The organism is Microbacterium sp. H1-D42, assembly GCF_022637555.1.
Lineage (GTDB): Bacteria > Actinomycetota > Actinomycetes > Actinomycetales > Microbacteriaceae > Microbacterium.
In genome coordinates this window covers 2,682,408-2,696,828 of the sequence record NZ_CP093342.1, presented here as the reverse complement: position 1 = coordinate 2,696,828, position 14,421 = coordinate 2,682,408, and the positions used below count along the sequence as shown (strand labels likewise).

The following is a 14,421-nucleotide window of genomic DNA, read 5'->3' as shown; positions in this document are numbered from 1 at the left end:
CGTTCGACGTCCTTAGTGAGAGGGTCGAACGACGGCCCCTCGACAAGGAGAACACATCATGAAGTTCATGCTTATCATGCGCGCCACCGACGACGCCGTGCAGGAGTACACCGAGCGTCCCTTCGAGGAGATCATCGCCGAGATGGGCCGCTACAACGAGTCGATGATGAAGGCCGGCGTGCTGCTGGCCGGTGAGGGACTCACCGATGCGGCGGAGGGCTTCGTCGTCGACTTCAGCGCCGAGACGCCACTCATCACCGACGGCCCTTACGGCGAGACGAAGGAGCTGTTCAACGGCTTCTGGATCATCGAGACCCGTACTCGTGAAGAGGCCGCTGAGTGGGCGAGCCGCGCACCCCTCGGACCCGGCAGCTTCCTCGAGGTGCGTCGCGTCACCGGACCCGAGGACTTTCCCGCCGACAACGAGTGGGTGCAGAAGGAAGAGGGCTGGCGCGAAGAGCAGGCCGGCCGCGCGCAGGGTTGAGAGCCCGATCATGACCGATGACACGGCGCGCTCGGACGGCAGGACTGCCGCCGAGCGCGCCGTCGCCGCGGTGTGGAGCATCGAGTCCGCCAAGATCGTGGCGACCCTCACCCGTCTCACCGGCGACTTCGCGTTGGCCGAGGACCTTGCGCAGGATGCCCTCACAGAGGCGCTGCAGCAGTGGCCAGATGCGGGCGTGCCCGCCAACCCCGCCGCGTGGCTGACCGCCGTCGCGAAGCGCCGGGCGATCGACGGCTGGCGACGCCGGGAGCGCTACGACGACCGCCTCGCGGTGATCGCGCACGATCTCGAGCGCGAGCAGGCGTCGGATGCTGCGCCGTGGGATCCGGATGCCATCGACGACGACGTGCTGCGGCTGATCTTCATCGCGTGCCACCCTGTGCTCTCGCGGGAGGCCCAGGTGGCGCTGACGCTGCGGGTCGTCGGCGGTCTGACGTCCGAGCAGATCGGACGAGCGTTCCTCGTGCCCGTCGCCACGGTGCAGCAGCGCATCGTGCGGGCGAAGAAGACCCTCGCAGCGGCGAAAGTGCCGTTCGAACTTCCGCCGCGAGAGGAGCACGGCCAGCGCCTCGCCGCCGTGCTCGGCGTGCTGTACCTGATCTTCAACGAGGCGCACACTGCCAGTTCGGGGGACGATTGGATTCGGCCAGACCTCGGACGCGAGGCCACCAGATTGACCCGCATCGTGGCCGGTCTGCTGCCGCGTGAGCCGGAAGTGCACGGGCTGATCGCGCTGATGGAGCTCACCGCTGCGCGCTTTCCCGCCCGCACTGACGCGCACGGGGACCCAGTGCTGCTCGCCGACCAGGATCGCACGCGCTGGGATCGCAGTGCGATCTCCCGCGGGCGGGCCGCTCTTGAGCGAGTGGATGCCATCGGCCGCGGCCGTGGGGGCTACGCCCTGCAGGCATCCATCGCCGAATGCCATGCGGTCGCGCCATCCGTCGATGACACCGACTGGGAGCGGATCGTGCTGCTGTACGAGGCACTCGGGCAGGTCACGCCGTCACCGGTCATCGAACTGAACAGGGCGGCGGCCGTCGCAATGGCTACTGGCCCCGCGTCCGCTCTGCGGATAGTGGATCGGCTCTCGGCATCCGATGCCCTGCGCGGCTACCACCTGCTTCCCGCGACCCGCGGCGAGCTGCTGCTGAGGCTGGGACGCGACGACGAGGCGAGAGCCGAGTTCGCGGTCGCCGCCCGACTGGCGGGCAACGACCGCGAACGCGCGCTTCTGCAGCAGAAGGCCCTTCCCTGAGATCAGGCCTTGGTGCGGTCTCCGCGGCCGACGATGAGGCCGTAGATCAGCAGCACGATGATGGATCCGCCGATGGCGAGCAGCCATGACGACAGTGACCAGAACTCGTTCATGTCAGCGCCGAACAGCATTCCGCCGAGCCAGCCGCCGAGCATGGCACCGAGGATGCCGAGCAGCAAGGTGATGATCCACCCGCCGCCCTGCTTGCCGGGCAGGATCAGCTTCGCGATCGCGCCCGCGATGAGTCCGAGGAGGATAAAGGCGAGGAAGCTCATGATGGTGGCTCCGTTTCTTTCGGTTGCGGACTGTCCGTCCGTGGACCCCACAATGCACGATCAGCGCCGAAAAGGGAATGAGATGCCCTGAGAACTTTGCTCCCAGAGCCGACGGAAAAGGGCCGCTCTCCGAAGAGAGCGGCCCTTCAGCGTTGAACCGAGATCAGTTGTTGCCGCGCAGAATGGCGATCATGCGCAGGATCTCGACGTAGAGCCAGACGACCGTGACCATGATGCCGAAGGCGCCGAGCCAGCCGTACTTGCGCGGAGCGCCGTTGCGGACGCCCTGCTGGATCTGGTCGAAGTCGAGCACCAGCGAGTACGCGGCCATGAAGACGACGAGGATTCCGATGATCAGTCCGAGCGGGATGCCGGCGATCTTCGCGCTGTGCATGCCGAACATGAGGTCCTGCGGCAGGACGTTCGTCCACATCAGGATGAGGTTCAGCACCGAGAACGCGAGGTAGCCGAACATCGCGATCATCACGATCTTGGTCATCTTCGCCGAAGCGCGGATCTTGCCGCTCGCGAAGAGGGCGAGGGTGACGCCGACGACCGAGAAGGTCGCGAGCGAGGCCTGCATGACGATGCCGGGCCAGATGGTCTCGAAGAACGCCGAGATGGCGCCGACGAACAGGCCCTCGAACGCCGCGTAGGCGAAGATCAGCGCGGGGCGGATCTTCTTGCGCGAGGTGAAGGTGATGACCATGGCCAGCACGAAACCACCGAGTGCGCCCGCGATCCACGGCACGAGGCTGACGTTTCCGGTGGTCGGGTCGAAGCTCGACGCGGTCCACACCCAGCCGACGACGGCGGTGACGAGCAGGATGGCGAACATCCCGACCGTCTTCCAGATCGTGTCCTCGATCGTCATCCGGTCGGTCTCGATGGCACCGGCGGGCGGCGCGGCGTACATGCCCTCGAGCTGCGCGTTGGCGGCAGCATCCATTCCGGCATGCGCGGCCGACGAAGCGGCGGCGCCCTGCGCGCCAGGTGCGGGCGGGGGCGCGTACTGCGTCGGCGCCCCACCGCGGCCGTTGCGCGGCTCTTGGAACGCGGGGTTGTTGAATGCGAAGTTGCTCATTGGTGGCCTCTACTCCCGAGGGATCGGTCAACGCTTTATACAAGAATAGTGGCGGAAAGCTATGAGTGCGTTGCTTTACGCTGAGAACGTGCCCAGGAGATCTCCGCTCGTGATCGGACACCGCGGCGCCCCCGGTTACCGACCAGAGCACAGTCGGTCCTCGTACGAGCTCGCTCTGGCGATGGGGGTGGATGCTGTCGAGCCCGACATCGTGGCGACGAAGGACGGCGTGCTCGTGCTGCGACACGAGAACGAGATCTCCGGAACCACCGACGTCGCCGACCACCCCGAGTTCGCCGCACGGCGCACCACCAAGAGGATCGATGGGATCTCGCTGACCGGCTGGTTCACCGAGGACTTCACCTGGGACGAGCTGGCCACCCTGCGCACCCGCGAGCGTCTGCCCAAGATCCGCCGGTCGAGCGCGACCTTCGACGACGCACAGCCGATCCTGCGACTGATCGACCTGCTCGACCTGGTGCGCCAGGGGTCGATCGAGCACGGCCGCGAGATCGGCATCGTGCTCGAGATCAAGCACGCCACCTACTTCGAGCAGATCGGCCTCGACCTCGTGCCGCTCATCGAGCGCGACCTGCGTGCGAGCGGCTGGGCCGACGGAGAGCTGCCGCTGATCGTCGAGGCATTCGAGTCGACGGTGCTCGCGCGGTTGAAGAAGGCCGGCATCGTGGCATCCTTCATCTATCTGATCGAGGCGAGCGGCAAGCCGTTCGACCTCGTCACCGCACTGGGACGTGCAGCGCCGACGTACGCGGCGACCGTCTCCTCCGGCGGCTTGAACGGGCTCGTCGGGCATGTGGACGGCATCAGCGTCAACAAGCGGATGCTGTTGGCATCCGACTCCACGCTCGTCGCCGACGCGCACGCGCGCGGCCTTCGGGTCTTCACCTGGACATGCCGTCCGGAGAATACGTTCCTCTCGCCGCACTTCCGCAGCGGCGGCGGCAAGGGCGCGTTCGGCGACTACGAGTCGGAATGGGGCGTGATCGCCCGCAGCGGCGTCGACGGCGTCTTCGTCGACCATCCCGATCTCGGCGTCGCGTTCTTCCGAGGCTGAGTCCTCAGCGGTTGCGGGCCGGCACGATCTCCTTGCCCAGGGGCATCAGCGAGATCGGCACCATCTTGAAGTCGGCGATCGCCATCGGGATGCCGATGATCGTGATGCACAGCGCGACACCCGACACGATGTGCGTGAGTGCGAGCCACCAGCCCGCCAGCACGACCCAGATGATGTTGCCGAGCAGCGAGCCGAATCCGGACGTCGACTTCTCGATCACCTCGCGCCCGAACGGCCAGAACGCGTAGTTCGCCAGGCGGAACGAGGCGATCGCCCACGGAATCGTCACGATGGGAATGCACAGCAGGATTCCGGCCACGACGTAGGCGAGGAACAGTGCCCAGCCGGCGAAGATGACCCAGATGATGTTGAGGATCGTGCGCATGCGCTGATTCTCGCATCCCTCGCCTAGGCTTCGGCCATGAGTGGAATCGTCGCAGAGAACGTCCGGCGGTCGTTCGGTCAGGTGCACGCCGTGTCGGATGCCACGTTCCGTGCTGAGGCGGGCCGTGTGACGGGCCTCGTCGGTCCCAACGGCGCCGGCAAGACGACGCTGCTGCTGATGCTCGCATCGCTGCTGGCCCCTGACGCCGGCAGCATCCGCATCGGCGAAGTCGACCCCGTCGTCGACCCGGCTGCAGCGCGTCGGATGCTCGGATGGATGCCAGACGCGCTGGGCGCCTGGCCGTCGCTGACGGCACGCGAGAGCATCGTGACGACGGCCCGGCTGCATGACATGTCGGCGGTGGATGCCGCAGGGCGCGCGGATGAGCTGCTGCGCATCGTGGGGCTCGCCGAGCACGCGGGTTCGCCCGCGCGAGTGCTGTCGCGCGGCCAGAAGCAGAAGCTCGGACTCGCGCGTGCGCTGGTGCACGATCCGCAGGTGCTGCTGCTCGATGAGCCGGCATCCGGCCTCGACCCCGAGGCCAGGGTGCAGCTGCGGATCATGCTGCGCGGCCTCGCCGCCCAGGGCAAGACGGTGCTGATCTCGAGTCATGTGCTCTCCGAGCTCGAGGAGGTCATCGACGACGCGGTCTTCATGGTCGCCGGCGCGGTGGTCGATCCCGTCGCGGCGCGCACGTCCCGCGCGTATCGCGTGCGCCTGGCGGCGCCGGATGCTGTCGCCGCGGTGTCAGCAGCGCTGGAGCTGCCGGTCGAGCAGGTTGGGAACGACCGCGGTGACGCGCTGGTGTCGTTCACAGGCGATGCCGGTGTGGTCGAAGGGCTGCGGCGTCTGGTGAGCGCCGGACTCCCTGTGCTCGAGTTCTCGCCGGCGCAGAGCGCGCTTGAGGCGTCGTTCCTCGCCTTGCAGCATCCGACGCCTTCGACAGCGCCGGCAGGACCGGCGCCCGCCGCGAGCCCACCTCCGCCCGCCGCAGCCCCGCCGCCGCCCGCACCGCGCGCCGACCCGCCCGCCGCCCCGCAGGAAGGAGCGGGGTCATGAGCTTCGCGCGAATTCTCACCATCGCCCGTCTCGAGCTGACGCAGCGGCTGCGCAGCGTCGGCTGGTACGTGCTGATCGGCGTCTTCGTCGTGCTGTTGATCGGCATCACGGCGCTGTCGTTCCTGGTGTTCTCGTTCCAGAGCGAACCCAATGCGGGTGTCTACTCGATCGTCGTCAACTTCGTGCTGCTGCTGGTGGTGCTGGTCTCGCCGACGCTCAGCGGCAACGCGATCAACGGCGACCGCGAGGCGGCCACCCTCGCACCGATCCAGGTGACCGCGGCGACCACGGGCGACATCATGCTCGGCAAGCTGCTGGCGGCCGTCGCGACGGGCGCGGTGTTCCTGCTCATCGCGGTGCCGTTCCTGCTGATCAGCATGATCGGGGGAGGCGTCACTGCGGGGATGCTGGTGGTCTCGGTGCTGGTGCTGCTGGCCGAGATCATCGTCGTGGCCGCCATCGGCGTCGGACTCAGCGGGCTGATCGCCCGCCCGCTGTTCTCGATCGCGGCGACGTACCTGGCGGTGGCCGGGCTCGTCATCGGCACACTCATCGCATTCGGGCTCGGCGGCGCGGCGATCCGCACCGAGTTCACGCAGCAGGAGCGGCCGTGGGATGACACGACCGGCGAGCCGATCTGCGATCAGTGGATCGAGACGAGCTACGAGCAGCCGCGCTTCGACCTGGTCTGGGGTTTCCTCGCGGCGAATCCGTTCGTGGTGCTCGCCGACGCGACGCCGACGACGTTCGTGAACGGCTACCCGAACGACCTGTTCGGGCAGCTCAAGGTCGGAGTGCGCATGGCGCAGCGGCCGCCAGAGCCGCAGCAGTGGGATGCGTGCGATCAGGGCTGGACCGAGGGCCCGACTGCCGAGGAGCTCGTTAACGGCACCGTGCCGAGCTGGTTCGTCGGACTCGGCGTGCAGGCGCTGATCGCCGGCGGTCTGTTCGCCGGTGCGTGGGCGCGCACCCGCACTCCGGCCCGCCGCCTTCCGCCCGGCACCCGGATCGCCTGACCGCTGCTCCCGAGCGGCGGGTCGGTGTCAGGAGCCCGGCCTAGACTCGAAGGGACATGACCGACGCACCCCTCATCGTTCCCGCAGCATCCGGCCCGCAGTCCTCAGACGGCCCTGACGAGCTGCTCGCCGGGCTGAACCCGCAGCAGCTCGAAGCTGTCACCCACCGCGGCAGCGCGCTGCTGATCGTCGCCGGCGCCGGCTCTGGCAAGACCAGCGTGCTGACCCGCCGCATCGCCCTGCTGCTGCGTCAGCGCGAGGCGTGGCCGAGCCAGATCCTCGCCATCACGTTCACCAACAAGGCCGCCGGCGAGATGCGCGAGCGCGTCGCCGCGCTGGTCGGCGATGCCGCGCGCGGCATGTGGATCTCGACGTTCCACTCGGCGTGCGTGCGCATCCTGCGCCGCGAGGCCGAGCAGTTCGGCTTCACGAAGACCTTCACGATCTACGACTCCGGCGACTCCCGCGCGCTGATCAAGCGGCTGGTCAAAGAGCACGAGGCCGACGCCTACGGACTCACCCCCGGTGCGGTGCAATCGCGCATCTCGAAGCTGAAGAACGAGCTGTTGGATGCTGAGGGGCACGCCCGTCAGGCGAACCTCAGCGACCCGGCCGAGCGCAAGTTCGCCGACATCTTCACCGACTACCAGCGCGCCCTGCAGAAGGCCAACGCCTTCGACTTCGACGACCTCATCGCGCAGACCGTGTTCCTGTTCCGGGCGTTCCCGAAGGTCGCCGACGTGTACCGCCGCAGGTTCCGGCACGTCCTCGTCGACGAATACCAGGACACCAACCACGCGCAGTACGCGCTGATCCACGAACTGACCAGGCCGCCGTCGAACGAGGGCGCGGCTCCCGACCCGTATGCCATGAACGGCATGCGCGTTTCGACTCGCCCTTCGGGCTGGCTCAACGACCGGGATACGGGGATGATGATCTTCGAACCCGATCGTTCTTCGAGCTCAGGTTCTGCGGCGGGGGACGTGGAGGGCGCGTCGCTGACGGTGGTCGGCGACTCCGACCAGTCGATCTACGCGTTCCGCGGCGCCGACATCCGCAACATCACCGAGTTCGAACGGGACTTCCCCGGTGCGAAGGTAGTTCTGCTCGAGCAGAACTACCGCTCGACGCAGAACATCCTCTCGGCTGCCAACGCCGTGATCGGCAACAACTTCGACCGCAAGGCGAAGAACCTGTGGAGCGACCGCGGTGCGGGCGAGAAGATCGTCGGCTTCACCGGCTACTCGCAGCACGACGAGGCCCAGTTCGTCGCCGATGAGGTGGAGTCCCTGCGTCGTGCCGGCATTCCGTACTCCGAGATGGCCGTGTTCTACCGCACCAACTCGCAGTCCCGTGCGCTGGAGGAGATCTTCATCCGCTCGGCCGTGCCATACAAGATCATGGGCGGAACGAAGTTCTACGCGCGCGCCGAGATCAAGGACGCTCTGGCGTATCTGGTCGCGGTGGCGAACCCTGCCGACGAGATGGCAGTGCGGCGCATCCTCAACACCCCGCGTCGTGGCATCGGCGGTGTCACCGAGGCTTCGATCGCGATGTTCGCCGAGCAGCACGGCATCAGCTTCCGCGATGCGCTGCGCTCGCCGGGGCAGCTGGGTGTCGGCCCGAAGATCCAGGCCGCGATCACGCGACTCGACGAGGTGCTGAACGAGGCCACCGAGATCCTGCTGCCGGCATCCGGCGAGGTGCCGGCGTCGACCTCGGTCGCCGAGGGACTGACCGTGCTGCTGAACAAGAGCGGCTACTTCGATTCGCTGCGCGCCAGCCGCGACCCGCAGGATGAGGCGCGGCTCGAGAACCTCGATGAGTTCATCGCCGTGGCGCGTGATTTCGCACGCAACAACCCCGATGGCACGATCGTGGACTTCCTGACCGAAGTGGCGCTGGTCTCGGATGCGGATGACCTCGACGACGAGTCGGGCTCTGTCTCGCTGATGACGCTGCACACCGCGAAGGGGCTGGAGTACGACGCGGTGTTCGTCACCGGCGTCGAAGAGGACCTGATCCCGCACCGCATCTCGGCGGGGGAACCGGGCGGTCCACAGGAGGAGCGCCGGCTGTTCTACGTCGGCATCACCAGGGCGCGCAAGCGCCTGCACCTCTCGCTCGCTATGACCAGAGCGCAGTTCGGCGAGGTGTCGGTGGCCATGCCGAGCCGGTTCCTGCAGGAGATCCCGGCAGACCTGGTCGACTGGCGGCAGTCGCCGGGGGACGTGAACTCCCGCGGTGGCACGCAGTCGCGCGCGCTGAACGCCCGCCGCCCCGGGGGTGGGTACGGCGGCGGCTCTGGTGGTGGGTTCGGCGGTCGCAGCAACGACCCGTTCGCCCCGAAGTCGCTTCCCAAGGGCGCCGGGCTCAAGCCGCTGTCGACCGCGATGGACCGCTTCCCGAACAAGGTCACCGGAAAGGTCCGCGACAACGGCGATCTCGAGCTGACCTCCGGAGATCGCATCCGCCACGACGACTTCGGCGAGGGCCGCGTCGAGGCCGTCACCGGTGAGGGCGCGAAGCGCATCGCGCACGTGCGCTTCGATTCCGCGGGGCAGAAGAAGCTGCTGATCAAGATCGCTCCGATCACGAAGTTGTAGTCGCGGGCATCCGACGTCTCCGCTCGGAACTCTGCCCGCAACAATCCAGGACGATTGCAACTCCACAGGAGAATCCGGGCCAGATCCTCCTGCGCAATTGCAATCGTCCTGTGAAATCGTGGCGAGTCGCGACTCGCGGCGGCGATTAGGCTGACTGACATGGCCCTCTTCTCCCGTCGCAAGAAGTCCGACGCCCAGCCCGCATCCGACGCCGAGGTCGCGCCGGAGCAGGCGGATCTGCCCGAGCAGGCGGAGGATGCTGCGGCGGAGGTCTCCGCCGAGCCGGCGCCAGACGCGAACATCCCCGCGGTGAACATCTCGGTGCAGGCCTTCCGCGGCGTCGGTGCCGACGCAGGGCCGGAAGTGGCGCTGCCGACCGAAGATGCCGCCCCGGCTAAGCCGGCGGACACTGACCGCCCGCGTACGCCGGCGCCCCCGATGCCTGGCGAGCAGGCCAAGCCGAGCCTGCCGCTGGCCGCTGCCACCCCGCCAGAGCAGAAGCACACCGTCGACGGGCTGAACGACAACGTGCTGCTGCGCGAGGCGCTCGCCGAGCTCGAAGAGGGCGCCTCGAACGAACAGCTGATCGGCGTCATGCGCCAGTCGCTGCAGGGCCACCTCTACCTGCGGGTGCACGGTGACGCCCGTGAGCAGCTGAACTCCGGCAAGCCGCTCGCCGTCGGTGTCGTGCGCGACGGCGAGCGCTCGTTCATGCTCGCGTACAGCTCGGGCAAGGCACTGCGCGACTCGGTGGACGGCTCAGAGGATGCGGCATCTACATCTGCGATCGCCCAGCCGGTGACCGCGGTCTACCAGCAGGTCGTCTCAGGGGACTTCGCCGGCATCATCCTCGACAACTCTTCCGCCCCGCACCGTGCGGTGTTCCCGACCGAACTGCTGCAGAAGGCGCTTGAGCAGGGCGATGCAGAGATGGCGATCAAGACGCAGGTCGTCGCCCCGCGTGACGAGCAGACTCCGGTGCGCGTCGCCGAGGCGCTGGCCAAGACGCGCAGCTGGGTGGCGGTGAACGACGGCAGCAACGGTCAGCCGGTCGGCATCGCCGAGGTGCACGGGCCGGACGGCACGCGCTTTCTGCAGGTGTTCTCGCACCCGCTCGAGGTCGTCGCCCTCGGGCGCAACGACCGGCCGATGCCGTTCCAGCCGGAGCAATTGGCGAAGGTTCTCAGCGATCACCCCGAGATCGCCGGCGTGATCGTCGACATCGCGGGCCCGTCGCTCGCGGTCGGCCGCGATTCGCTCAGCGCGGTTCTCGTGCTGGCGATCGACATCGAGGACTGAGCAGGCGGGGTCCCCCAATCGCAACCGGTGTTCAGCAATTGGCCGTAGACTAAGGCGAGCCTTACCTCAACCGCGAGCCAGTTCTGGGGAGATCCCGTGACCTTGATCATCGACGAGTCCGTCATCGGCGCCGTCACTGCGCACATGAATGACGACCACACCGGCGACAGCCTGCTGATCGCGCGCGCCTTCGGGCACCCCACAGCGACCGGCTCGGTGATGACGTCCCTCGACGCACACGGCGGCACGTGGCAGGTGACGGATGCTGACGGTGAGCACACCCTGACTCTCGGCTGGCCCGGGGGAGAGGTCACCGAGCGCCCGCAGATCCGCCGCGAGGTCGTGATGATCTACCGCGACGCCTGCAAGACGCTCGGCATCTCACCGCGCGAGGAGCACGCTCCCGCACCCGCTGACAGCCACCACGGTGCCGCCGGTCATCATGGCGCACCCGGACACCATGGCGCAGCGGGTCACCACGGCGCACCCGGACACCACGGTGCGCACTCGGCCGAGCCGCCCGCCGGCGAGGGGTTCGCGCACCGCATCCGCACCGCCACCTGGGGCGACCACGGTGACAGTGAGGGGGCCACGTTCATGGCCGATCTCATGCGCGGCAAGGGCACGCTCGAGGACTACACCGATCTCGTCGTGCAGCACTACTTCATGTACGAGGCGCTCGAAGTCGCGGCGCGTCAGCTGCTCGATGACCCGCTGCTCGCCCCGCTGCACCCAGAGGCGCTGCTGCGCCTGGCCACGCTGGAGCGCGACCTCGTGCACCTGCTCGGCGCGGACTGGCAGGACCGCATCGAAGCCGTCCCCGCGGCCGCGGCCTACGCGCAGCGCATCGCCGAGGTGGGCGAAGCGGGCTGGATCCCCGGGATCATCGCGCACCACTACACGCGCTACCTCGGCGACCTCTCCGGCGGCCAGATGATCGCCCGCCGCATGATCAAGCAGTTCGGTTTCGAGGCCGACGGCGTCGCGTTCTACGACTTCGCCGCGCTCGGCGACCTCGACGCGTTCAAGAACGCCTACCGTGGCGTTCTCGACGCGTACGGCGAAACGCTGTCGGATGCCGAGCAGCAGCGCATGCTCGACGAGGTGCGCGCCGCCTACCGGTTCAACACGGCCGTCTTCCTCGACCTGGGTCGCCTGCGCCCCGCAGCCTGACCGGCACCTCGGCCGCGACCGCAGCTGGCGCGAAGGGGTACTTCCGTCATCCCTTTGGCTATTTGTGTTAGGTGAGGCTAACCTTAGTTTGACCTGCGATCGCGGGTCATCTGCACAGCTTCACCTTCACAGAGGAGACTCGTTCGCCGTGTCCATGATCCCGAGAACATCGCGGAGGCCCAGAGTGCTGCTCGCGCTCGCCACCGCCGCACTGGTCGCCATCGGCGGCCTGCTGACCCCCATCGCCGCGACCGCGGCGCCGACGCCGGGCACTGTGTCGGCAGCCACCCTCGAATGGGGAGTGAAACAGTCCTTCCGCTCCTACGTGGTGAGCCCGATCGCCCACGGCTCGATCACGAATCTCGGCGGTGTGAACGGCGCGTTCCGGTGGACGGGCGGCTCCGGTACCGCAGCGGTCGATGGCAGCTCGGCCGCCATCGCCTTCGCCAACGGAGCCGGCGTGCGCTTCCAGGGGCACGCCATGGCGGGCGGGCACGCGCTCGATCTCGAGTTCACCCAGCCGCAGGTCGTCTTCACCTCCGCCACGACGGCACGTCTCCTGCTCGACGTGACCGGCCGTGAGTTCGCGAGCATGACCGAGATCGGAGAAGTCTTCACGCTGAACGACGTCGATTTCGGTGCGATCTCGCTCCCCACGCCGACTCGGTCCGGGGACACGTACACCTGGAGCAACGCGGCGGTCGCCCTCACTGCGGCAGGCGCGGAGGCATTCGGCGGCTTCTACGCGGCCGGTACGGCGCTCGACGCGCTGACGCTGACGGCTCCGGTCACGGCTCCCGTTCAGCCCGCCGTCGACACTGCCACCACGCTGGCGGTCGGCCCGATCGCGCCGGAAACCGGTGACGAGGTCACGCTGTCCGCCACGGTCACGCCCGCGGGCGCGGCAGGGACGGTGACGTTCCGCGATGGTCAGGCGACTCTGGGAACCGTCCCGGTCGCTGCCGGCGCCGCGACGCTGAAGACAACGGCCCTCGCAGCAGGCGCGCACAGTCTCACCGCATCGTTCGCTCCTGCCGACTCCGACGCATTCCGCGCGTCCGCCTCCGCTGCCGTTTCGCTCACCGTCAGCGCCGAAGAGGGCACAACGCCCACCGATCCGCAGTGGACGCCCGCAGTCGAGGTGTTCCTCGCTGACGGCGTGACCCCAGTCGGCGGCGCTCCCGTGTACGACGGCGACACGCTCGTGGTCAAGGGATCGGGCTTCGACCCGCAGGCCAACATCGGCGGACGCGGCATGCCGATCCCCGCGACCCTCCCACAGGGCGACTACGTCGTCTTCGGCAACTTCGGCGCCGACTGGCGCCCGTCCGCGGGCGCCGCGAGCAGCGTTCGCAAGGTGAGTTCGCAGCTGTGGGCGCTGACGGCCGATACGGTCGACCAGATCCCACCCGTGTTCCAGGAGACGGTTCGCAAGCAGTGGGTCGAGTTGAAGGCCGACGGCACGTTCACCGCGACTCTCGCCGTCGCCCCGGTCGAGGCAGAAGTCGAAGGAGGCAGCTACGGCGTGTACACGTATGCCGCCGGTGGTATGAAGAACGCTGAGCAGGAGTTGGCGATCACGGTCGACTACCGAGGTAAGCGTCCGATCGAGCCTGAGACGCCGGCCGACGAGCCGACGCTCGATGTGCTCACCGGCACGAACTCGATTGTGCGTCCCGGTGACATCGTCAGCTTCGTCGTGAAGGGCCTCGACGAGGGGCAGAAGGTACGCTTCGAAGTGCACTCCGATCCCGTCGACGCCGGCACCGCCGTGGCCGACAGTCAGGGTGTCGCCCGACTCGGATGGGGCGTTCCTGCCGACTTCGCCGAGGGGCGGCACGAGGTGCAGGCGTTCCTCGTCGACGAGGGCGGACAGAGCGCGGCGACGCCTTTCCTCGTCGCCCCGCTTCAGGTGTCCGCTGCTGTGGTGGTGCCGGTCACGCCGAAGCCGACCGTGCCGACCGCGCCGGTCGGCCCGACCGCTCCTGCCGAGCCCGTCTGCGTGGCGCGCAGCGTCACCGGTGGCACGCTCGACTGGGGTCTCAAGGAGAGCTTCCGCTCGTACGTCGAGGGACCGATCGCCAAGGGCGAGTTCTCGGGCGGGTCGTTCAGCGTCGCCAACGGCTCGCTGAACACCGAGGCCGGCGACCGCGGGCAGATCCGCTTCTCGGGAAGTCTCAGCGCCACCGGCCACAACGGACTGCTCGACTTCCGGCTGAGCAATCCACGGGTCGTGCTCAACGGGAACGGAACGGGTTCGCTGTACGCGCACGTGCGCTCGACCGATACTGCGGGCAATCAGACCACCAACGCGACCGTGCGGTTCGCGACGCTCTCGTTCAACGCGAAGAGCTCGGGTTCGAGCTTCTCGGTGAACGGTGCGTCCGCACGGCTCACGGCCGACGGAGCCGCAGCGTTCGCCGGCTTCTACGAGGCGGGGGCCCCGCTCGATGCCGTGTCGCTGAGTGTGAACCTTGGCGGCACCGTGAGCTGTGACGCGGCCACGGATCCCACTGGCAGCGGCGCCGCGGCGCTGGCCACGACGGGATCCGACACGCCGATCTTCGGCGTCGCGCTCAGCATCGTCCTGCTCCTGGTGGGCGGCGCGCTGGTCGTCGCTCGTCGTCGCACCGTCTGACTGACAGGGGGATGTCGCTCGTCGCGAGCGGCATCCCCCTGCGCACTG

General features: G+C 68.2%; 12 protein-coding genes. 9 read left to right on the top strand and 3 right to left on the bottom strand.

The annotated features are described in order from the left end of the window. Positions 1 to 58 precede the first annotated feature (58 nt). Both MNR00_RS12885 and MNR00_RS12880 read left to right on the top strand, forming a co-directional pair. Positions 59 to 484, top strand: coding sequence for a YciI family protein (locus MNR00_RS12885; RefSeq protein WP_241926319.1), 426 nt, complete (start codon positions 59 to 61; stop codon positions 482 to 484). A gap of 10 nt (positions 485 to 494) precedes the next feature. Further along, on the top strand, positions 495 to 1,763 hold the full coding sequence (locus MNR00_RS12880) for an RNA polymerase sigma factor (RefSeq protein ID WP_241926318.1): 1,269 nt from the start codon (positions 495 to 497) through the stop codon (positions 1,761 to 1,763). A 2-nt stretch (positions 1,764 to 1,765) separates the two neighbouring features. Here the strand turns inward: MNR00_RS12880 and MNR00_RS12875 are convergent, their stop codons facing one another. Together MNR00_RS12875 and MNR00_RS12870 are read right to left on the bottom strand one after the other, a co-directional pair. Next, on the bottom strand, positions 1,766 to 2,038 hold the full coding sequence (locus MNR00_RS12875; RefSeq protein WP_241926317.1) for a GlsB/YeaQ/YmgE family stress response membrane protein: 273 nt from the start codon (positions 2,036 to 2,038) through the stop codon (positions 1,766 to 1,768). A 163-nt stretch (positions 2,039 to 2,201) separates the two neighbouring features. Continuing rightward, entirely contained in the window at positions 2,202 to 3,122 is a 921-nt protein-coding gene (locus MNR00_RS12870) for a Bax inhibitor-1/YccA family protein (RefSeq protein WP_241926316.1), read from the bottom strand. A gap of 88 nt (positions 3,123 to 3,210) precedes the next feature. Between MNR00_RS12870 and MNR00_RS12865 the strand changes: the two genes are divergently transcribed. Then, positions 3,211 to 4,197: a glycerophosphodiester phosphodiesterase family protein gene (locus MNR00_RS12865; RefSeq protein ID WP_241926315.1), complete on the top strand. Its 987-nt coding sequence runs from the start codon at positions 3,211 to 3,213 to the stop codon at positions 4,195 to 4,197. Positions 4,198 to 4,201: 4 nt separating this feature from the next. Here the strand turns inward: MNR00_RS12865 and MNR00_RS12860 are convergent, their stop codons facing one another. After that, complete coding sequence (locus MNR00_RS12860) at positions 4,202 to 4,582, bottom strand: YccF domain-containing protein (protein WP_241926314.1); 381 nt, start codon at positions 4,580 to 4,582, stop codon at positions 4,202 to 4,204. 36 nt (positions 4,583 to 4,618) lie between these two features. On the opposite strand from MNR00_RS12860, the gene MNR00_RS12855 reads away from it, so the two are divergent. The 6 genes from MNR00_RS12855 (at position 4,619) to MNR00_RS12830 (ending at position 14,373) form a co-directional block, all read left to right on the top strand. Next, positions 4,619 to 5,641 carry an ABC transporter ATP-binding protein gene (locus MNR00_RS12855; RefSeq protein WP_241926313.1) on the top strand — a complete coding sequence of 341 codons (1,023 nt, stop codon included), beginning with the start codon at positions 4,619 to 4,621 and terminating at the stop codon, positions 5,639 to 5,641. After that, entirely contained in the window at positions 5,638 to 6,657 is a 1,020-nt protein-coding gene (locus tag MNR00_RS12850) for an ABC transporter permease (protein WP_241926312.1), read from the top strand. The genes MNR00_RS12855 and MNR00_RS12850 overlap by 4 nt, the downstream gene beginning before the upstream one ends. A gap of 56 nt (positions 6,658 to 6,713) precedes the next feature. Further along, complete coding sequence (locus MNR00_RS12845) at positions 6,714 to 9,263, top strand: UvrD-helicase domain-containing protein (RefSeq protein ID WP_241926311.1); 2,550 nt, start codon at positions 6,714 to 6,716, stop codon at positions 9,261 to 9,263. Positions 9,264 to 9,422: 159 nt separating this feature from the next. Beyond that, complete coding sequence (locus tag MNR00_RS12840) at positions 9,423 to 10,562, top strand: SseB family protein (protein ID WP_241926310.1); 1,140 nt, start codon at positions 9,423 to 9,425, stop codon at positions 10,560 to 10,562. Positions 10,563 to 10,658: 96 nt separating this feature from the next. Continuing rightward, a complete protein-coding gene (locus tag MNR00_RS12835) occupies positions 10,659 to 11,735 on the top strand; it encodes a biliverdin-producing heme oxygenase (protein WP_241926309.1) in 1,077 nt (358 codons plus the stop codon). Between the two features lie 184 nt (positions 11,736 to 11,919). Beyond that, complete coding sequence (locus tag MNR00_RS12830) at positions 11,920 to 14,373, top strand: HtaA domain-containing protein (protein WP_241926308.1); 2,454 nt, start codon at positions 11,920 to 11,922, stop codon at positions 14,371 to 14,373. Positions 14,374 to 14,421: the final 48 nt, after the last annotated feature.